Origin of the sequence: Treponema sp. Marseille-Q4132, from assembly GCF_014334835.1 — a bacterium.
Lineage (GTDB): Bacteria > Spirochaetota > Spirochaetia > Treponematales > Treponemataceae > Treponema_D > Treponema_D paredis.
The window spans coordinates 1,075,192-1,095,911 of sequence record NZ_CP060591.1; the positions used below are offsets into that span (position 1 = coordinate 1,075,192).

19 protein-coding genes and 1 tRNA gene are annotated in these 20,720 nt (G+C 50.5%); 4 read left to right on the forward strand and 16 right to left on the reverse strand.

Going from position 1 to position 20,720, the window contains the following annotated elements:
• Position 1: 1 nt before the first annotated feature.
• The 14 genes from H9I35_RS04970 to amrA form a co-directional block, all read right to left on the reverse strand.
• Entirely contained in the window at positions 2-493 is a 492-nt protein-coding gene (locus H9I35_RS04970; RefSeq protein ID WP_187420478.1) for a hypothetical protein, read from the reverse strand.
• Between the two features lie 85 nt (positions 494-578).
• Complete coding sequence (locus H9I35_RS04975) at positions 579-3,131, reverse strand: fibronectin type III domain-containing protein (RefSeq protein ID WP_252722727.1); 2,553 nt, start codon at positions 3,129-3,131, stop codon at positions 579-581.
• A 127-nt stretch (positions 3,132-3,258) separates the two neighbouring features.
• On the reverse strand, positions 3,259-3,969 hold the full coding sequence (locus H9I35_RS04980) for a DNA-binding domain-containing protein (protein WP_187420479.1): 711 nt from the start codon (positions 3,967-3,969) through the stop codon (positions 3,259-3,261).
• Positions 3,970-4,333: 364 nt separating this feature from the next.
• Positions 4,334-5,503: an ISAs1 family transposase gene (locus H9I35_RS04985; protein ID WP_187418599.1), complete on the reverse strand. Its 1,170-nt coding sequence runs from the start codon at positions 5,501-5,503 to the stop codon at positions 4,334-4,336.
• Between the two features lie 103 nt (positions 5,504-5,606).
• Positions 5,607-5,789 (reverse strand): hypothetical protein, encoded by a 183-nt coding sequence (locus H9I35_RS04990; RefSeq protein WP_187420480.1) that lies wholly within the window; start codon positions 5,787-5,789, stop codon positions 5,607-5,609.
• A complete protein-coding gene (locus H9I35_RS04995) occupies positions 5,783-6,904 on the reverse strand; it encodes an ABC transporter ATP-binding protein (RefSeq protein ID WP_187420481.1) in 1,122 nt (373 codons plus the stop codon). The genes H9I35_RS04990 and H9I35_RS04995 overlap by 7 nt, the downstream gene beginning before the upstream one ends.
• A gap of 182 nt (positions 6,905-7,086) precedes the next feature.
• Positions 7,087-7,191 carry an FMN-binding protein gene (locus H9I35_RS05000; protein WP_187420482.1) on the reverse strand — a complete coding sequence of 35 codons (105 nt, stop codon included), beginning with the start codon at positions 7,189-7,191 and terminating at the stop codon, positions 7,087-7,089.
• 43 nt (positions 7,192-7,234) lie between these two features.
• Positions 7,235-9,136 carry a ribonuclease catalytic domain-containing protein gene (locus tag H9I35_RS05005; protein WP_187420483.1) on the reverse strand — a complete coding sequence of 634 codons (1,902 nt, stop codon included), beginning with the start codon at positions 9,134-9,136 and terminating at the stop codon, positions 7,235-7,237.
• Entirely contained in the window at positions 9,133-10,515 is a 1,383-nt protein-coding gene (locus H9I35_RS05010; protein WP_187420484.1) for a hypothetical protein, read from the reverse strand. The genes H9I35_RS05005 and H9I35_RS05010 overlap by 4 nt, the downstream gene beginning before the upstream one ends.
• Positions 10,516-10,907: 392 nt before the next feature.
• Positions 10,908-11,144: a hypothetical protein gene (locus H9I35_RS05015; protein ID WP_187420485.1), complete on the reverse strand. Its 237-nt coding sequence runs from the start codon at positions 11,142-11,144 to the stop codon at positions 10,908-10,910.
• Positions 11,145-11,387: 243 nt separating this feature from the next.
• Positions 11,388-13,154: a flavocytochrome c gene (locus H9I35_RS05020; RefSeq protein WP_187420486.1), complete on the reverse strand. Its 1,767-nt coding sequence runs from the start codon at positions 13,152-13,154 to the stop codon at positions 11,388-11,390.
• A 145-nt stretch (positions 13,155-13,299) separates the two neighbouring features.
• Complete coding sequence (gene amrS / locus H9I35_RS05025; RefSeq protein ID WP_252722728.1) at positions 13,300-14,145, reverse strand: AmmeMemoRadiSam system radical SAM enzyme; 846 nt, start codon at positions 14,143-14,145, stop codon at positions 13,300-13,302.
• Positions 14,132-15,100 carry a DNA-methyltransferase gene (locus H9I35_RS05030; protein ID WP_187420487.1) on the reverse strand — a complete coding sequence of 323 codons (969 nt, stop codon included), beginning with the start codon at positions 15,098-15,100 and terminating at the stop codon, positions 14,132-14,134. The genes amrS and H9I35_RS05030 overlap by 14 nt, the downstream gene beginning before the upstream one ends.
• 15 nt (positions 15,101-15,115) lie before the next feature.
• Positions 15,116-16,537, reverse strand: coding sequence for an AmmeMemoRadiSam system protein A (gene amrA, locus H9I35_RS05035; protein ID WP_187420488.1), 1,422 nt, complete (start codon positions 16,535-16,537; stop codon positions 15,116-15,118).
• A gap of 277 nt (positions 16,538-16,814) precedes the next feature.
• Here amrA and H9I35_RS05040 point away from each other — a divergent pair, with 277 nt between their 5' ends.
• Both H9I35_RS05040 and H9I35_RS05045 read left to right on the forward strand, forming a co-directional pair.
• Positions 16,815-17,039 (forward strand): FeoA family protein, encoded by a 225-nt coding sequence (locus H9I35_RS05040; RefSeq protein ID WP_187420489.1) that lies wholly within the window; start codon positions 16,815-16,817, stop codon positions 17,037-17,039.
• Positions 17,040-17,041: 2 nt separating this feature from the next.
• On the forward strand, positions 17,042-18,892 hold the full coding sequence (locus tag H9I35_RS05045) for a ferrous iron transporter B (RefSeq protein ID WP_187420490.1): 1,851 nt from the start codon (positions 17,042-17,044) through the stop codon (positions 18,890-18,892).
• A gap of 207 nt (positions 18,893-19,099) precedes the next feature.
• On the opposite strand, the gene H9I35_RS05050 is transcribed toward H9I35_RS05045, so the two are convergent.
• A tRNA-Thr gene (locus tag H9I35_RS05050) sits at positions 19,100-19,172 on the reverse strand.
• Positions 19,173-19,234: 62 nt separating this feature from the next.
• Positions 19,235-19,468, reverse strand: a complete 234-nt coding sequence (locus tag H9I35_RS05055; RefSeq protein WP_187420740.1) for a hypothetical protein — start codon at positions 19,466-19,468, stop codon at positions 19,235-19,237.
• A gap of 196 nt (positions 19,469-19,664) precedes the next feature.
• Between H9I35_RS05055 and H9I35_RS05060 the strand changes: the two genes are divergently transcribed.
• Both H9I35_RS05060 and H9I35_RS05065 read left to right on the forward strand, forming a co-directional pair.
• Positions 19,665-20,381 carry an AzlC family ABC transporter permease gene (locus H9I35_RS05060; RefSeq protein WP_187420491.1) on the forward strand — a complete coding sequence of 239 codons (717 nt, stop codon included), beginning with the start codon at positions 19,665-19,667 and terminating at the stop codon, positions 20,379-20,381.
• Positions 20,378-20,710: a branched-chain amino acid transporter permease gene (locus H9I35_RS05065; protein ID WP_187420492.1), complete on the forward strand. Its 333-nt coding sequence runs from the start codon at positions 20,378-20,380 to the stop codon at positions 20,708-20,710. Before H9I35_RS05060 ends, H9I35_RS05065 begins: the two co-directional genes overlap by 4 nt.
• Positions 20,711-20,720 lie beyond the last annotated feature (10 nt).

A 20,720-nucleotide genomic window follows, 5' to 3' on the forward strand; every position in this document is an offset into this window, starting at 1 on the left:
ATTATTTTTTCCCTTTGATTCCTCTTTTTTTAAGAATTTCTTTCCAGTCGTAATAGATTGTTCCGGAAGGATTTTGCGTAGCCGTATATTTAAATTGGGCGAATCTTTTTTCTTCTTCAAGTACATACATCTGTATCGGATCCGCAGAATTATTACAATATTTTGCTACCCATATTTTAAAGGCGCTGAGCGTTGCTATGTCACGGCATAAAACCCGTTCCGCATTTTCAAGCGATAAGCTGTTATAATAGCTTCCGATTCTCCATATAGACGTATAAATCCCCCTCCCTTGCAGATTCGTATTTTTTTTCAGATCGGGATATAAAGCGGTTAGATACTCTTTATTTTGATTGTAGGATAATCGAGGCAGAAAAAAACCGGCATTTCTTTCTTTTTCATTGCTTGGCCAACAATATATTCCCAGCATTTGTACCAGTTCGTAAGACTCTCCGACAGGTTTTGAAACGATATCCGTAAAATGTATTTCATTCATAGTTTTCCTCCAAATTTTTCTCCACGCAAACCGGCGGTGCCGGTTTGCGTAAACAGTTAAATAGGTAACGTTCGCTCCGCTCACGTTAAAAGCCGGCTATACAACACAGATTGTAATTGAGGGTCTTGTACTTGCTGTGAAGGTAGCCGCTGCCGAAATCCGCAAGCCACGCATTGTCATTGAGGCTGGAATGCTGCGACGACGACCAGTACTGGGTCCAGCTCGTCCCGAGACTTGCATCCGCATAGGTACCGTCAAGCCCGTTTATTTTCGAAAGACTTGCATTTATCGCCTCGCGGTTTTTGTACACTTCGCAGAGTTCGGCTATGCTCGGCATATACCATGCGGGACGGGCAGAGCCGAGTTTGGATTTGTACGTCTCATTGTACGTATTCACCCAGTCGAAAGCGGGGTAGTTTACGGCGGCATTCGCCGTTCCTTCGGGGTCTACGGAACATATATAGTCCCAGTTGTCGCTTCCGCCTTTATCTCCCGTAAAAGTTGCCGAAGCGGCAGCTCCGTTTCCCGTTACGCTCGGCGTGCAGACGATCCCTTCGAATTTCGTGCCATCGCCCGTCGTTTTGTCTTTTGCCCACGACAAAGAAGATGTACTTTTGTGCAGTGCGATGCCGCACGGAGCGCCGTAACTGTTCCTTCCGCAGATGACCGCAATCGGCGGATTGCTCGGATCTACTGCCGTATAGTCCTCTTTTGTAACGCGCGTTCCGTCCGCCAGTACGATTTCACCCGGTACATAGCTTCCACTGTAATCCTGTACGGAAATCGTGCCCGTTTTGTTTGCGTTTTTGCAGTTCACCGTAACCGTATGTTCTCCCGCCGTATAGGGACAGCTTACTTCTGCAGTCGCCTTCGTATCGCTTACGACTTTGAAATTCGCAAAGGTCGCACCCGTACCGCTGAAGTCGGCTGCGCTTATACTGGGAGCTTTAAAGTTTTTTCCGATAATCATGACGGGAAGCTTATTACCCGCATAGCTTATGCCCGCACGAGGAATAGAAACTTTCGTAATGACGGGGTCGTCATAGAGCTGTACATCTGCGGTTTTCGCATCTTTTTTACCGTCAAAATAAAGCGCAACGGTAAAGACGCCGCTTTCAGCCGGCAGCGGGACGGAAGCGGTGAACTCCGATGCGTTTCCGACGCTTGGTGCGACCGTTACCGTGCTCGCACTTACTTCCTGCCCCGCAGAGTTCAAAAGCTTTATCTTCGTTTCGCCTCTGATATCGAAATTCGCTCCCTTTACCTTTACCGAAACGTTCGATGCCGAGCCGAATTTGATCTGTGCGGGCGAAAGGATGATTTCTTTTACCGCTGCGGGAGCGGAAACAATAAAGTTTGCAGTCGCCTGTGCGGGCGTCGCACTGTTTACAATCGCCTGTACCGTATAGGCCGTACCCGCTTCGGTCGGGCTTGCCGGAACGGGCGCCGTGACCGTCGCAGTCGCTGTATTGTGCGCCGCATCGATCGTCGCCGTTACGGGAGACTCGGAAGTATGACCGTCCGTCACCTGTACCAAAAGGCTTGAAAGCGTATTGAAATTGCTTCCCGTTACGGTTACCGCTACGGAGCGGTTCGTCATGATCGTATCCAAGTGCGTGCGGTCGAGGCTTATAGCCGTTACTTCCGCATAGAGTGTCGAACGCACCGTTACGCTTTCTTTTTCGCTTTCGTTACCGAGTTCATCTTTTGCGGTAAGGGATATCGTATATTCGCTGTTGTCGGGACTTATGCCCGTGATTTCATAGCTTGTGTCGGTTTTTGAACGGAGCACTTCAGTTTCGCTTCCCGCGCCTTTTTTCCAGCGCAAAACGCTACCCGCAAAGTCGGCGTCCGCGGGATTCGTCCACGTTACGGTGATCTTTTGACCTGCCGAACTATAGACTGCCGAAAGGTTTTGTACCTTTGCAGGCGGGGTTTTATCTATATTGCCGACGGTGATCGTCTTTATCTCGCGCCTCCCGTCATTATCCATGACCGCAACGGTATAGGTGCCGTTGACGCTTACCGTAAAGCTGTTGCCGGTAATATCGGTACCGCTTGTCAAAACCTCGTCTACGGTTTTTATGCCCGCTGCCCATTTGGCAGTTTTCACCGACGTACTCGATGAAACGCTTACCGTAACGGCACCGTTTGTAGGGGTCGCGGGGCTTTGCGTAAGCGTAATCGTCATAGGGGCGCCCGGTACGGATGCGCTTTGCGTACGTGCCGTTTTGCTTAGGCCTGCGCTTTTATTGAGCGATTTGTCGACGGTTTTTACCGTAAAGGTGTAGTCCGTGTCGGCGCTTAAACCGTCCGCACTATAGCTTACGACTTTCCCTTTTTCGGCTGCAAGATATATGGCAGTTTTAAGCGAGCCGTGAGCGGGGAGGGCCGTGATCTCTACCTGATAGAGGTCGTCGTCGGCAGGGTTTTTCCAGCTCAAATTGATAACGCTTGCACTTCCTGCAACCGCCGTAAAGTTTGCAACTTCGGCCGGCGGCGTCGTGTCCTTCGGCGGCTGTGCCGGCGTTTCGGCATTTTGCTGACAGCCTGCAAGCAAAAATACTGCGGCAAGCGCGATAAAAGCCGCCGCAGCCTGACGGAAAAACACAAAACGTTTTTTTCGATTCGTCTTCATATTGTCTCCTAAATATTTTTCTCTATTACCTACACCTATACGTGTAGGCTGCCTACACTTGTGCGTGTAAGGTGTCCACACCTATGTGTGTAAGCACCCTACACCTATGCGTGCAGGGTGCCTACACTTATGCCGTAACGGTAAGCGGCTTTGCAAAACGTCCGGCTTTCATCGCTTTAAGCGGTTTTCCGCCTTCGGCAAGTTTTGTCCTTACTTCCACATAATACGTTCCCGCCGAAAGCGAGTTCGGTATCAGCGCCGTAAGGCGGGCGGGTTTGTTTTCGGCGATGACGGAGGCTCGAATCTGTGTCCCCGTTTCCGGCACGAAAAAGATCCCCTGAGACTCGTCTTTCGCGTCGAATTTCAAACGGCTCCCCGTTATCTGCACGATGCCGCCCTTCGTCAGCACCGTATTTACCGTGTCCGAGACGACGTCCTTTACTTCGGTAATATACGGATCGGTGCTTGCAATTTGCGTTTTTTCGCACTTCACTTCCTGCAGGGCATCGCGAAGGAGCGTTCCCGCCGTCATATTGAGGTTTACCGCGTGACGCTTTTTGTCGAAAGAGTCGTTCGCTCCGTCGAAGACGCCCGAAATGCTCATGCTTGTATTGAAAAGCGGCGTATTGAGCGCGCTGCCGTTGGCGATGACGAGGGCGCACACTTCCCCGTACACTTGCAGTACCGCCGCCGCATCGGCTCGGGTTACCGACGAACCCTTTTCCATCATCAAGTTGATGATTTCGTCAAGCGTGTACGATCTCACATCCGCTGTCTGCGCCATATAGTTGTCAGGCGCCGGCGTCAGCAAATTTTCACGCAATGCATACTTCAGCATAAGAACCTCCTCTTGTATGAAACCATCCGCTTCCGCGAACGGAAAGCGGCATACAAACAATGAAGGGGAAACTGCAAAACGCGCGGAGAAAGCGTTTCCGCTCCGCGCGCAGAATATGAGATAAAGCTGTCGGATTTTATTTAAAGAGAGTTTGCCCTCAGCCGTGAAGCCGTGAAGCCGTGAAGCCGTGAAGCCGTGAAGCCGTGAAGCCGTGAAGCCGTGAAGCCGTGAAGCCGTGAATTTTGCGCGATGCGCGTATGCGTGTCAAGTACTCCGTACGACATATACGCTGCAAATACGTTTTTCATCGCCTACAGTATATGCCGTATGCGCGGAAAAGTAAAGGCATTAATAATCACGGAAATCAAGTTTTGCCCAAAAGCGGTAATAATGCTTGAGGATTCATAAGTGCACGGAACATAATCCCGTTTAAAGGCAGCTTCGATTGTGATTCACGTTTGTGTATGCGGATTATGTTAAGCGCAAACTTGTGCAGCATATTGAGATTCTGTTGTACGTTCTTACTCTGCACCCTGCATCTGTCCTCGTCAAAATGTACATCCAACAGCCAATGCATCGATTCCACCGACCATTCCTCTCTTGCATGATGGAGCAGCTCTTCCGCTCGTAACGCTTTACTTGAAATATAATAATGCCATTCTTCCGTCACCCCTTTACTCGTCTCAAATCGTGTATGCACTGCTCCAATACATTTGAGTTCCGGCCATACTCGTCCTCCCGGCTGCCATGAAACATCTGCACTCGTATACGCACTGCGCCTTTCCTTCCGCCCATGTCCCTTTTCCGTTCGTGTGATGCTGTCCATCGTCACTCTCAGCTTTGTATCCTGAACATACTCCGCGATATCGTTCATAAGTGCTTCCTGATTGCCCTTCGCACTTAACAAATAATCCGCTTTTGCCTCAATTATCGCCTCGGCAGTCTCTATTTGACAGTTCATTGCGTCCGCGACCACCATACAGCCCTGAATTTCAAGCTCTTTTATCAATTCCGGTACGGCAGGAATCTCATTACTCTTTGATTCGACCGTTCTTTGGGCAAGCGTCAACCCCAATTCCCCTATCTGTGCACTGATGATATGCAAGGGACTGTCGTATTTTTTCATCTTTCCCGTTGAGCGGATAGCTTTTCCGTCTATGGCTATCGTCAACGGCTGCTTCTTTTTCTTCGCGCTTTGTTCTTTCTCTTCCGTCTCAAGTTTTGCTGCAAGAGCCGGTACAACCGAAGCTACCCATTGTTTCATACACTCATTCAATGATTCCGGCCGTATGATTCCAAGCAGGCTTAACAGCCACCAATAGCACGGTATTCGTTTGATTCCGAACGTTTCTGCCAAAAATGTTCTGACATGTTCGGTCGTTGCCCACTCGTGGATTTTCTTTACGCTTTGCAAATCGCACAAGCTTCCCAAAATCACGATGATAACCGCGTCTTGTACGCTGCAAAAATACCCGTCGTATTCCCGTTCCGTCTCAAGCACTGCAAGTGCTTCTTCTAATGTTTCCCACCTCATACACTTACTTTAGCACTTTATCAACTTTTTAAACAATACTCGAGCAAAAATTGATTTCCGTGATTAATAATTGATAATTCGTAATGGGTAATTGATTCCCCTCTTACAGCGGCACAAACACGACGGTCTGCTGCGGTATATCGATATTCATCGCCTTGACTTCAAGCGTATCGTTCAGTTCATATTTTTTTTGAGGGGCGATAAATAAACAATTCGAACGGCGCAAAGATAAAAAACCCGCCGCATCGCTGCGGCGGGTTTTATTACCGACAAATCGGTTTACCACTTCTTTTCGACTTTATCGCAGATATTCGGCTCGCCTTCTTCCATAGAGAAGAATTTCGCCTTTTCCATATTCGGAACGAAGTTGAGCGTATCGCCGAGACGGAAGTCCGCATTTGCCGACGTTTTAACGATGAGGTTTTGTCCCTTCGTCGTAACGACATAGAGGTGCGTTTCCGAGCCGAGCGGTTCTTTGTTCGTAAGCTTCATCTGCATATTGTTCGACGCGGCAGGCTTTTCAGAAAACGCGACGTCTTCGGGGCGGATGCCGAACGATACTTCTTTGCCGACGAAAGCTTTCAGCTCTTTTGCCTGCGCGTCCGTCGGAACGACTTCAAACGAACCTTCGTCGCATACGATCTTGCCGCCTTTTTCAGCGACTTTGACCGTCATAAAATTCATCGGCGGCGTGCCGATAAATCCCGCGACGAATTTGTTGATCGGCGAATTGTACAAATAGAGCGGTGCACCGATCTGCTGAATAAATCCGTCTTTCATAACGACGATTTTCGTACCGAGCGTCATAGCTTCGATCTGATCGTGCGTAACGTAAATCATCGTCGCCTGCAGCCTCTGGTGCAAAGAAGCGAGTTCTGAACGCATCGTAACGCGGAGCTTCGCGTCGAGGTTCGACAGCGGTTCGTCGAAGAGGAATACTTTCGGATTGCGCACGATCGCGCGTCCGACTGCAACGCGCTGGCGCTGACCGCCGGAAAGCGCTTTCGGTTTTCGGTTCAAATACTGCGTCAAATCGAGCTGCTTTGCAGCATCTTTTACGCGGCGGTCGATTTCCGCTTTGTCCATTTTGCGGATCTTCAAACCGAATGCCATATTGTCGTACACCGTCATGTGCGGGTACAGCGCGTAGTTTTGGAACACCATGGCGATGTCGCGGTCTTTCGGCGGAACATCGTTCATCTCCACGCCGTCAATGTACAGCTTGCCTTCGGTAATGTCTTCAAGACCCGCAACCATGCGGAGCGTCGTCGATTTTCCGCAGCCGGACGGGCCGACGAAAACGCAAAACTCTTTGTCTTCGACCGTGATATTGGCGTCGGTGACGGCACGCGTCATGCCTTCGTATACTTTACCGACACCCTTCAGTTCAACTTTTGCCATAAAAGGCCTCCCTTGGGGTTATATTATGAAATTCAGTATACGGCAAAAAATACGAGCTGTCAAACGATTTTTTTTGACAGATATCCGGCAGATATCCGGCGGACAGATATCCGGCACAAAAAAAGGCTGCCGAAAAGTTCACAGACTTTTCAGGCAGCCCTTTTTATTCAATAATTTTTATATCAGCGGGCATCTTTTAATGCAAGCTTTGCCGCTTCAATCAGAGCCTTGCTTGTCATCGTCGCACCGGAAACACCGTCGACTTCAAAAGAATTCGCTTTTACCATCACCGGTAAGACACAAAAGCTGCGGATAATACGTCGCGAGCTGTCAATCTTGCGGCACAAAAACGACTGTCTGCTGCGGGATATCGATATTCGCCGCCTTGACTTCAAGCGTATCGTTCAGTTCATATTTTTTTTGCGGTGTGATAAAGGCTTGCATATCGAGCGACGGGATATAGAGCTGAACCTGTTTGTCTTTTTTATCGACGCACACAGCCTCCCCCGTCCACTCGGGATTTTGTAAAAGATATACGAGCTTCCAGTGCGTTTCGCTGCAACGCGACGCTTTCCGTGCGGCAATCGACGCGATATCGCCTTCACTGATGCGCATGAGCATATCGTCTTTGTCGATGAGCGGCCTGCCGGCCATAAACGCGCGCAGCTGTTCGTGCGCGATCAAATCGCCGTAGCGGCGGAGGGGGCTCGTCACTTGGCTGTACATAGAAACGCCGATCGCAGCGTGAGGCGCGGGCGTAATGCCGACGCTGCGCTTTCGCATACAGCGCAAGAGACGAAAATCGCCGGCAAGTCCCGGAGGCAGATCGGAGGGAACCGAAGGCGCTTCCTGACTTACGTACGGAAAGGGAATGCCGTTTTTAAACGCGAAACGAGCCGCGCCTTCTCCTGCAAGGAGCATCATCTCTCGCACCATATCGCCCGATTCGTAGCGGATCTCCGGTTCGATCGAAACTTTTTTCGTCTCTTCATCGACACTGATATGCACTTCGGGCAAATCGACCGAACAGGCGCCCGCTCTCTTCCTCCGTTCGATATTGCGTTTTGCGATATCGAACAAGGATTTCAATTCGGGCGAATCTTTCAGCGCATCCGCTTTTCCATAGGTAAGGCGCTCGACATTCACGAATGTTTTAAAAACCGCGCAGTCGGAAATGCCGCCCTTGTCGTCGAATAAAATCCGAAACGAAAGCGCGCGGCTCCTCTCGTTCAAACCGAGCGCGTAATCGGCAAGGGAAGTTTCCGCAAGCATACGACTCGTCCCTTCGGGCAGATAGAGCGTCGTTCCGCGTTCTCGCGCGGTTTTGTCGATCGAACTGTCAGGCATGACGCTGGAAGCGGGATCTGCGACATGCACCCACAGGTATTCGCCGTCCCACGAAACCGCATCATCGGGATCTTCCGACCACGCGTTGTCGATCGCGTATGCCCGGCTTTGCACGCAAAGCCGCTCTTCTTCGGGCGGAACGGCAAGCCCCTCCGATGCCGACGTCATCGAAAGCCCGTAGCGCGTCGGATACGGATTTCGCGTAACGGACCATACGCCCGTATCGATGAGCAGCTTGTGCGCCTTTTCGGGCGTCTGTGAAAAACCCGCCTCCGCCATAGCCTTCGATTTGTCGGTCTGACCGAGCGCGAGAGATTCGACTTCGCTCATATACTTGGAGTCGCCGGGAAGTTCGAGCTTTTTTTGTTTGAGCCGCTTGATAAAGGCCGCGCGCACCTCTCCTTCGTGCGCCTTTTCGTATGCTTTTTGTTTTAATGCCGCTATTTCTTCTTCGCTCCGCACCACAAACGCAAGCGTACCGGATTTAAAAGATGCGGTATCGAGGGCGAACTCGTCGCTTTCGGAAATCGCTTTATAGACGGCAAAACTTTCGTCCGCCGAAAAAGACGGACGCATGAGCCGGGCGATATCCGAAAAAAGGACGGGCGACGACGCGGTGCCGGGATCGGATCGAAGCAGTTCGTAAGCTTCGGAAAGCTGAGCGGAAATCGTGCCGTCGGAAAACGAAAGGAGCGCATCGAGAGACGAAGCGGGTCCTTCGTGCAGCACAGCGATATCCTTTTCGCGCACTTTAAGCGATACGTATGATTTTTTTCCCGTCGCGGACGACGAAGGACAATATTGAATCGCATATTTTTCGCCTTCGACATCGGCGACGAGCGCGCATTGATTTTTGTAAAGAGCGACGGCGTTTTTTCGAATCATACGCCGTATTTATACGTCCAATAAATTCCGAACGACCACGCCGATCGATTTTTTCCGTCAAAGGCCGTGCGGTTTTCATAATCGAAGTCGATCGAAAGCGAATGGCGGGTATTAAACAAAAATGTCGCCTCCGGACGGATGTCGAAAATAAAACCGCCGGTATAATCTTTCGTCGCCGAGTACGTCGCATAACTTCTGTCGCCCCAGCGTTTGTCATAAGAGCCCCACGCAAGGGACGACCATGCGCTTAAAACCACATTGCGCGAAACCGCAAAGCGCGCGAGGATACCCGTGTAAACGGCGGGACCGTAATTCACATTTTCAAACCAATTCAAACCCGCTTCGGGACGGATCGTCAAATCGATTTTCGGAAAGGAGATCGTAACCGCCCCTCCCGTCGTCCACGCCATATCCGCATCGTTTTTATCGGCATCGATCGAATCCCAGCCGAACCATGCGTCGATAACAAAGCGCTTGTCGAAGGCAAGCGATATGCCCGTATACAGATTGCCGTCCCGTTGAAATATCCCTTCGTATGCAAACGATGCGCGCAAAAAATCGACCGGATGCACTTCCGCTCCGAAGTTTATAATCGGAGCATCGGTATTCGCTCCGCTCGGAATCGCAATGCCCGTTTGAAAGACGTCTTTATAGCGGTAGCGCGCCGCGATTGCCGTCTTCGCATATTTATTCGCGACGGGAACGAAACCGACGACATCGTACGAACCGGGCGCATCGGGAGTATAGCGATAACGGTGAGCGCTCGCACTCCATACATTCCAATCGCTCCCTCCCTGTGCGACGCCGTGCCGATCGTCGTAAGACGTGCTGAAACCGCCGGCGCGTATATGCGCTCCCGCTTCCCACACCCATGCACCGTAGCCGGGTGCGGGACCGACCGACCAATTGAGTTTCGTACCGACACCCGCGTCGAAGCCTTTAAACGGATGCATCAAAAAATTGATATAATACGGATCGGATCGCGTATTCAAATGACCGTTCGCGGCGTTATTGTATGTCACACCCAGAGGCGCTCCTATGCGCTGTACGTTATTCGTATCTTCTCCGCCGTTATAATAATGATAGGAAAGCGCCGAACGTTCCGTATTTTCGATCGAAAAATTATCGAGCGTGTTATCGCCGTCGTTCCAGCGCGCGAGCGCGCCCCAGTTGATCATACCGTCGATCGTAAAAATACCGACATCGACACGCGCTTGAAGCGTATCGATAATGCCGTAATATTTGGCTCTTTGAGATCCGAGCGGTCCGCCGAATCCCGTCCACACCGTATTTTCAACTCCCGTTTTTTGAAGTACTTGAGCTTGAACCGAAGCGGCGATAAAACCGGCTGCGGCAAAAATCATGCATATTTTTTTCATATTACATCTCCCGATACAAAGGACATATTCGAACGCTTCCGCTTTCGGATAGTCCGTGAATCTCTTGCGAATTCTATATAAAACGGAATGAGCCGTCAATGGGCTGCAATCGGCACAAACGGATATGACGGCGAGGAGATAAAAAAGAGTTATTTTCAACTCGGTTTGGAAAAGACACAAAGCAATTATAATTTTAAAAATTCTTCCGGGCTGATAATTCTTACCGGCGAATTCTTAAACCCGTTTTCTTTATCACGTGTAATAATATAATCCAAAATGAGTGTGCTGAAAAATATCCGATATTTTCTCCGATGACGCAAGAATTGATTATTTTAGAAGCGTTTTCCGAATACGGTTCCCGTTTTTGAACCAAATCAAGTACGATATTTGTATCAATTAGAATATGAGTATTTTTCATCCAAGGCTTTTTTCAATTCTTGTTTTTCATCGATTTTACGATCCACACTGCCTTTTATTTTATTAAAAAAAGACAACCCCTTTTCAATCTGCAAACTATCGGTTTTCTTTTTTTTGAAAATCAATGTCGTTATTTTGTCGGAAAGAATTTCCAAATCCGATAAATCAAGCGAATCCAATCGATTAAAATAATTAAATGCCGAATCGGACATACATTCCTCCTAATCCCTAATTATAACATACATTCGCTTATAAATAAACAATTCGAACGGCGCAAAAATAAAAAGGGCTGTCTCAAAAGTCGGTTACTTTTTCGACAGCCCCTTTATTACCGACAAATCGGTTTACCACTTCTTTTCGACTTTATCGCAGATATTCGGCTCGCCCTCTTCCATAGTGAAGAATTTCGCCTTTCTCAGCGACTTTGACCGCATAAAATTCATCGGCGGCGAAAATCAATCTTTCAGCGCTTCGCTTCCCGCAATACGGCCGAAAACGATGATATCGGTGATGGCGTTGCCGCCCAAACGATTCGTACCGTGAATACCGCCGACAACTTCGCCTGCGGCAAAGAGGCGCTTAATCGCTCCTCCGGAAACGCTCTGCACGCGGGTGTGCGCATCGATCGCGACACCGCCCATCGTGTGGTGCGTGGAAGGCGTCACCGTTTCTATATAAAACGGTCCTTCGGCAATCTTTCTGAACGCGCCGGTCTTTTGAAACTTCGGATCTTTTTTGCCGTCGACAAAGGAATTGAATTCCGTAATTTCGGCAGCGAGAGCGGCAGCATCGATCCCGGCGGCTTTTGCCGCATCTTCCAGCGTATCCGCCTGAACGAGCAGATTCGTCGCTTTCAGCTGTTCGAATTCTTTGGCATGTATCTGCGTCATCTTTCCCACCGATTCGATTTCGCTTCCCCACACCAAATACGCACATTTGTCCGTCTGTGAGAGGATCGCCTGCGAAATAACGTCGCGCCTGCCGCCTTCGTTTACAAAGCGCTTTCCTTCTTTATTGACTAAAACGGCGCCGTCAAAGCGGGAATTGGCGACATAGGAGATGATCCCCGTTTTGGGATTGCAGGTAGGATAGACTTGAATATAGCCCATATCGACGAGCTTTGCGCCGGCAGCCTGTGCCATGACGATACCGTCGCCCTGCGCCGCCTGTATGCACGTCGTTTTGTATTCGCTTCCGTATGCGGGATTGTATTCGACGCGCATCGCGACATTCGCTCCGAATCCGCCGGTCGCCAGCACGACGCCTTTTTTTGCGGCAAACGAAACGGTTTTACCGCCGTTTTCAGCTTCAACGCCCGTAACGGCATCGTTTTCTTTCAGTAATTTTACCGCCTTCGTTTCGTAAAAGATATCGATTCCGAGCGCTTCGCATTTTTTTACGAGCGCTTCGGTTATCGTATAGCCGCTGTTTCCGACGGGGACGCACGCGCGGGGAACCGAATGCCCGCCGAACTGCTGCACGCGCTCCTGCATAAACGGAACTCCGATATCGTCGCGCAGCCAATTGTATGCCGCAACGGAATTGCGCGCCATAATGCCGACGAGTACGGGATCGTTTTTATTGTCGCCGCCCTTCAGCGTATCTTCGGCAAATTTTTCGACGGAATCGGTTATTCCCTTTTTTTGCTGCAAATCGGAACCTGCGACGTTCAAGCCGCCGCCGGATACCATCGTATTGCCGCCCGCAAATCCGTTTTTTTCAAGCACGACGACGGAAGCGCCGCCCTGCTTTGCCGTAATAGCCGCCGTCAAACCGGCGCCGCCTGCGCCGATAACTACGATGTCGTATTCGTAGGAAGTTTTTTCCGCAGCCGGACGCAGCGTAACGGCCGCCATCGAAGCGATCGTCTTATCCGATGCGCCGGCTTTTTTTACCGTTTCCTGCATGATCCGCTTGACGCAATTCGACGATATCGTCGCGCCGGTGAGCGTATCGACTTGAATGCTGTTGTTTTCCGTCATAGCGCGGCACAAAAGATCGACGGCCGCCTGTCCGAGCCCCTTCGTCTCCGAGCTTTCGACGGTTTTAATGTCGGCTATCTTTCCGTCTTTGATGACGGTTTCCAATGTAACCTTTCCGTTGTGCCCGACGGATGACTCCGTGTACGTTCCGTCTTTTAATTTTCCGGACGCGCCGCACGCCGTAAAAACGGCTGCGCATACGATCAAAAGCGCGCATGCAATTTTTTGATGCAGTCTCATTGCGATTACTCCTAATGATTGATAATAAAACGTTGAATATGCCGTCATGTTATACTATTTGCCGTAAATCGACAAAGCGAACAGGTTGTATCGAAAACTTTTGATATTTTCTTAGGCGTCTAAAACATTCGGAAAAAATTCCCGCTCAGCAATTGCCGGGGAATACGTATTCGAGATATTCGCGCGCGATCGAAACCGCGCGGTACACCGTGCCGACCGGCGTCGCCTCCGTATCCGGCATGCGCCAGTGCGGAAAAAAGCGCGTGATGTGCAGCGGAATCTTTTTATCGATTTTCGAAACCCACTGCGCGAGCGAGCGTATCTCCTCTTCGCCGTCGTTTTTTCCGGGAACGATGAGCGTCGTAACTTCGACGTGCGTCTTCTTCGCCGAGCGTGCAATCGTATCTTTGACGACATCCAAATCGCCGCCCAAGCTTTCGTACCACTCGCGCGTAAATCCTTTTAAATCGATATTCATCGCATCGATGTACGGCAGCAGTTTTTCGATCACAGTGCTGTTGACGCAGCCGTTTGTAACGACGACGTTTTTCATGCCGAGAGCGCGTACACAGCGCGACGCATCGCGCACGTATTCCCACGACACGAGCGGTTCGTTGTACGTGTACGCGACGCCGATATTGCCGCGAGGAACAAGCGATAAAGCTTTTTCGGCAAGGGATTCGGGCGAAACATACGCCGTTTCGATGTCGCCGCCGCTTTGCGAAATCTCCGCATTTTGGCAAAACGGGCAGTGCATATTGCAGCCGAAACTTCCCGCCGACAAAATCATGCTTCCGGGAAAAAATCGATAGAGCGGTTTTTTTTCGATAGGATCGAGGGCGAGCGCGGTAAGCCGTCCGTAATTGAGAGGGACGATGTTTCCGCTTCTGTTGATCCGGGCGCGGCATTTTCCCGTCCGACCTTCGGCGAGAGAGCAGCGGTAAAAACACGTGTCGCACGTCACACGCATTTCGCCCTCAGCGCTTTTCACGAAGCTCTCCCTGCTCCCTTCCCGTGTTGCGTTCCCAAAACACGCCGTCCGTATACCCTTGGATCGACGTATCGCGCTCCGCCCGCTCAAGACGCTTCAACGCAAGGAGACAGTAGTCTTCGTTGATTTCGATACCGCAATACCTGCGCCCGAGCTTTTTTGCGACGACGGCCGTCGTACCCGAACCGAGGAAAGGATCGAAAACGAGCGAGCCTTTTTTCGAACTCGCCAATATCAATTTTGCGATAAGCTTTTCGGGCTTTTGCGTCGGATGCTCGGTGTTTTCGCTCATCGACCAATACGGCACCGTGATGTCATCCCAAAAATTCGACGCGCCCGTCAAACGGAATTTTCCGTCGTCGGCTTCCTCCCAATCTTTCGGTTTTCCGTCTTTACGATAAGGCGCTATGACGCGCCGCTTTTGCTTGACCGCATCCGCATCGAAATAATAATCGCCGCTTACCGTCGCAAAAAAAATATCTTCCGAACAATTTTTCCAATTCGCTTTCGCCCCGCGTCCCTTTTCCCTCTGCCACGTAATGCGGTTTCGCACCGTCAAAAAACCGCTTGCCGCCGTGTACACAGATGCCGCGCTCTTCCAATCGCCGCAAATGTACACGCTCGCATTTTTTTTAAGGAGCCGAACGACACGCGGAAACCACGAAGCGAGGTAATCCGCATACGCTTCGTCTCCGCGAGACGCGAATTTTACGCCGCCGAAATTTTTCGTGATATTGTACGGCGGATCGATTATCATGAGATCGACCGATTCCGACGGAAAAAAATCGATCGCATTGAGCAAGTCGCCGTTGAATATCGAATCGACGATTTCATCTTTCGAAAGCGGGGCTGCCGCGCGGCGTATGAGCGGCTTTAATAATTTTCTGTCGTCCGTCGTAAGAACTGTCGTACGATTTCTCGGCGAAAGTATTTTTGTACCTGCATCGTCTTTCATTGCAATACCCGGAATTTAATAATGGCGCACGACTTCAAAGCGTTCGAGTTCGGGATTTTCACTTTTGTCGATGCCGCCTTTTTTGCACGCGATTTCGATCTGCTCATCGACCGTATTTACCGTTTCAAGGTTCGGCAAAAGCAAGCCGCGCCTGTTTCCCTTCGTCACGATGACGCCGTAGCGTTTTACATCGAGCGCTTCTTTCGACGAAATTTTTTCAGGGCTCGAAAGGACGTCGACGCTGTAGACGAGAGATGAAAGTTCGTCTTTCGTCACTTCGGAAAAGCGCGGATCGGAAGAGGCTGCGCTTACTGCATTGTGCAAGATCTCTTGGGCGATACTCTCCCAAACCGGCGCAATCGTTCCGATACAGCCGCGGAGCATGCCGTCTTTTTTCAGCGATACGAAAACTCCTGCGCGGTTTTTGAGCAAGTCGCCCGAAAGCTCCATACGCTCGGAAGTACTTGAGCATACGGCCGCGCCGCCTTCGATGCGAAGCCTGCCTTTTGTTCGCACATAATTTTCGACCGCAAGCCTTGCGAGGCGGACGTATTCGTCTTCGTTTTTTTTCCGCGCATCGAGAGCGCGCTTCTCTTCCGCTTCGTAGCGCTCCAAAAAATTGCGCGTTTCGTCGCACCCGGTCACGTCATAGGCGCAGACCCCATAGCCGACGCCGAAGGGTCCTTCGTAAGAAAGCTTTTCCGCTCGGACTGCCGTGCGGTCGAGACTGCCCGCCATAATGATAAACGAACGGTGTCCGCACTCCGCGGCGTTTTCACAAAAATCGGGACTGAACGAAAAAAGCTTTCCGAAATCGGCACGTTCCATGACGTCCATGATGCGCTCATCGTATACCGCCCCTTCCGCGCGATACCCGTAAGGCCCGTCGGATTTCAGCACGTGCGACAGATCGCCGCTTGCGACGACGGCAATTTTCTTTTCCGTTTTTTCCGCCGCTCGACGGATACATTCGCCGAGCGCATAATGCGCTTTGTACGATTGCCCCGAAAGACCGATGCGCACGAGTTTATAATCGGTGTAATATTTATTAATAAAATAAAGCGGCACCGCCGTACCGTGATCGAGCGATGGGCGCCTCTCCCCTTTCGTACCCGCCGCGAGAGCTTCTTTATCGGCTTCGCTGCAAAGGGCTTTAACAAAATCGGCATCGTAAAAAAGATGAAAGCGAACTTCCGGCGCACCGAAATCGGAAAAATCACCGAAGGCTTCGATACCGGGAGAAATATGAAAATAATCGCGGTAAAGCGGTGCGTGCGGAGACGTGACGACGATCGTTTCGGGCTTCAGACTCGCAATTTTTTTTGCAACCAGCACATACGCGGCAATTGTCGCCGCAATTTCATTTTCCCTGCCCTTACCTACTTCATGTACGATGAGAGGCGGATGCGGAACCATAAACGCGCCGATTATCGCCATAGCAACTCCCTTTTAATAATTATTTTTCATGCCGCCTCTGCAAAAATGCGGCATTTTTATCCGCAATTTTAAATAAAAACCGCACGTATAAGTGTACTTCATTTTGCCGAAGTCGACAAGAAAATATATAGACGCCGTAAAAAGCGCCGAGCAGTAAAAAACGAATTTATTTTTAATCGATATGGCACGATTTGAAAATCTGTGCTATAGTAATATTAGCATAGGCTACCTTTTTAACTGCGCGCCTGGCGCGTTTTCAAACCATGCAGGAGGTGTTATGTCGCTGAGCGAAACGGAGGAAGGTTTTTCCGGGAAAATAACGGATATCGCAGGAGATGCGCATTTTATCGGAAGGGTTACGTCGATGGGGCTTACGGTCGGCTGTCCGCTCACCGTCGTGAGACATGAAAAAAAACAGCCCATACTCATCGAAGCGCGCGATACGCTGATCGCAATCAGCTGCGGCGATCTCGGTAAAATTTTCGTAGAAGCGGAGAAGTGATTATGACAAAGACAATCGCATTGCTCGGACAACCGAATTCCGGAAAATCCACGCTGTATAACGGACTTACGGGCTCGCACCAGCACGTCGGCAATTGGCCCGGAAAAACGGTAGAACAAAAAGAAGGCTATTTCACTATCGACGGAGAGCGATACATCGTCGCAGATCTTCCGGGAAGCTATTCCCTTTCGGCGGGGTCACAGGAAGAAGAGATAACGCGCGCCTACATCGCATCCGGTAAAGCCGACATCGTCTGCATACTCGCCGATGCGTCACAGCTGAGGCGAAACCTCTACATGCTCGCCGACTTCGCACCGATGCGCGTACCGGCCGTTTTAATTCTCAATATGATGGATGTCGCAAAACTGCAGGGAAAATCGATCGACACGGAGAGCCTTTCAAAACGGCTCGGCATCACCGTCGTTCCCTTTGTCGCCGCCGACAGAAAAAAATATCCCGAACTGAAAGACATACTCCGAAGCGAATTTAATAATCCGAAAAAAATCGATACGGAAAAACTCGACGCTCTGTGCGGCGGTGCAAAAAGTGAAATGGAACTTGCGAACGCCCGCTTTCAATGGATCGAAGCGCTGCTCGACGGCGTCGTCACAGGCGAAAAAAAGCGCGCAGCACTTTCAAGAGCCGACCGCATCTTTACGAGCCGCCGCTGGGGAAAGCCGTTTTCCGTCGCCGTCATGCTGCTCGCTTTCGTCGCGTCGATGATCATGGCCGTACCGCTCATGGGACTCGGATCGTTTATTCCTCGTCTCGCATCTCCCCTCCTCCACCGCCTCATGCAAGCCGGACACGCGGCTCCTTTTTTGGAATCGCTCGCTGCCGATTTGATCCCGAACGTCGTATACTTTGCCGCCGCGATGGCGGGCTTTGTCGTCGGCGTAACGTTTACGTTTACGGCGCTCGAAGAGACGGGATTTTTGGCGCGCATTTCCTACGCTTTCGACGGAACGATGACGAAGCTCGGGCTGCAGGGAAAAAGCATCTGCCCCATGCTGATGGGTTTGGGCTGCACGATCGGAGGAGCCGCAGGCGCGCGCGTCATCGACAATTGGGGACAGCGCATACTGACGATCATGCTTACGTGGGCGGTACCCTGCGCCGCCATCGCTACCGTCATGCCGACGCTCGCGACGATCTTTTTCGGCGCTCACGGCATCCTCGTCATGCTCGGCATTTATGCGTATATGTTTTTTATGATATTCATCACGGCAAAGATTTTCGGCAACAAACTTTCGCCCGCCGCCGAGCGTACCGGCATGCTGATGGAACTTCCGCCGTATCACCGGCCCAGGTGGGCAAACGTGCTTTATACGTCGGTTGCAAAATCGTGGGATATCTTTAAGAGGGCGCTCCGCGTCATATTTTTGATTTCGGTAATTTTTTGGGCGCTTTCGTTTTCATCGACGGGACGCGCGGAAAACAGCATTATCTATCGATTCGGTATGTACATCGAACCGGTTACGCGATTTTTCGGATTGGGCTGGCAAACCTTTATCGCTTTTCTCGCGTCCGCCGTTTCAAAAGAAGCGGTGCTCGGAGTATTGAATTCGCTTTATGTCGGAACGGGCGATGTCATGACGGCGACCTTTTTGTCGAAAACCGCCGGCGTGTCAAGCGGAAACCTCGCATCCGTTTTACCCGAAGCGATTTCAAAAGCGGAATCGCTTGCCTTTATGTTCGCCGTTTCGTTCAACGTGCCCTGTCTCATGGCCGTTACGGCGACATACCGCGAAACGCATTCGCTCAAATGGACGGCATCGATCGCGCTTTACTATATCGCAAGCGCGCTCGTCCTGTCGTTCATCGTATATCACATCGCGGTTTTAATAATGTAGAGGATTCGTGCGCGAGCTTCGCAACGAGCGCGTAAGCGCGAAGTTTCGAGCGGCGCACGTGTATATGCAAGTTTTCAAAAGAAAACGCGAAGTTAAAAGCACCGCGCCGTTTCACAGGCGATTTCAAATGTACGATTTTTAAAGACCGCCCCGTATGTACCAACGGGGCGTCTTTTTGCAATTGTAAAAACAAAGATAAGAAAAAAAAGCCAACTACCGGACTTGAACCGATCACCGCCGCATTACGAATGCGATGCTCTACCGGATGAGCTAAGTTGGCAAATATGTGCGAACTATAGCATAATTACCTGATTATGGCAATATGCTTTTTTTCCGATCCGCTTATTTTTTCTCTTCGCGTTCGCGCGCTTCTCTTTCTTCGCGTGCAGCTTCTTTTTTGTCTTTGATATCGGCAACACCGATAAACAGACAGATAAGCCCGACAAGAGCCGAAAGAACGGGCAGACAGCCTTTGAGAAAGACAAGTACGTCCGCGCCCCAGTTGAGCGGAAACGAAGGATGCAATGCAAAAAAAGTAAATGCGATAAAAATGATTCCTGCAATCAACGACACCATAAGAACTCCCATACATTGTGTGTATTGGAATATAATAACTCGAATACGAAGTTTTGTAAATCACCGTACAAAGCAAGGTACCGAAGCAAGAGTATCGAAGCGGAATATGAATGAAAATGCAAAACTCCTGCGCTCGACTTAGTTTTTGCAAAACGATATACTGCAAATCGATTTACATAAAACGGCGGCACGATTGATGGAGCGCAGATATTTCGCCGAAGCGGCAAAAATCACTATTCCTGTATTGTTCGGTTATCTTGCAATCGGTATTCCGTTCGGACTCATGATCGTAAACGCAGGCTATCCCGTGTGGATCGCTCCGATTATGAGTATAACGATGTACGCGGGAGCCGGACAATACGTCGCCGTCGGTTTGTTCGCTTCGGGCGCGCCGCTTGCGGCGATCGTTTTCACCGAACTCCTCGTCAATATCCGCCACATGGTATACGGACTTTCGCTCATCACGCGATTTAAAAATACCGGCAAGTGGAAGCCGTATTTGATCTTTGCTTTAACCGATGAAACATATTCGCTGCTCACAAGCTGTACCGTTCCCGAGGGAGCCCGTGAAGGCGCGTTTTACGGCACGATCGCCCTGCTCGATCATCTGTATTGGATTGCAGGCGGCGTCATCGGAGCGGTCGCGGGCAAATTTATTCCGTTTTCGTTTGCCGGCGTCGATTTCGCCCTTACGTCTCTTTTTATGGTGCTGCTCATCGAACAGCTTGCAAAATCGCGCGACGCAACGCCTCCCCTCATCGGAGCTATTGCCGCCCTCACCGCGGTCATCCTTTCCCGCATCGGAATTCTTCCGTCGGGGCATATCCTCATAACCGCCATTGCGTTCGCACTCGCAGCGCTCGCAGCGGTAAAAGGCAGAAAATTTAAAACCGAAACGGAGGCATCCCGATGACACCGCTTACGCTTAAAGCGGCGCTTATTGCAACGATCATATCCGCGCTTGTCGTTTTTTTGACGCGGGCCTTTCCGTTTATAGTTTTTTCATACCGTGATCCGCCGCGCATCATCTCCTTTATCGAAAAATATATTCCGCCGATGATCATGGCCGTCCTCGTCGTCTACTGTTTTAAAGACGTGGAATTCGCATCCCGTCCGTGGGGACTTCCGTCGATCATCGCGCTCGGAGCGACGGCGCTTTTGCACTTATGGAAACGAAATGCAATGATAAGCATATTCGGCGGAACGGTCCTGTACATGGCGCTCTCGCGCCTGCCGTGCTGACAGGATATTG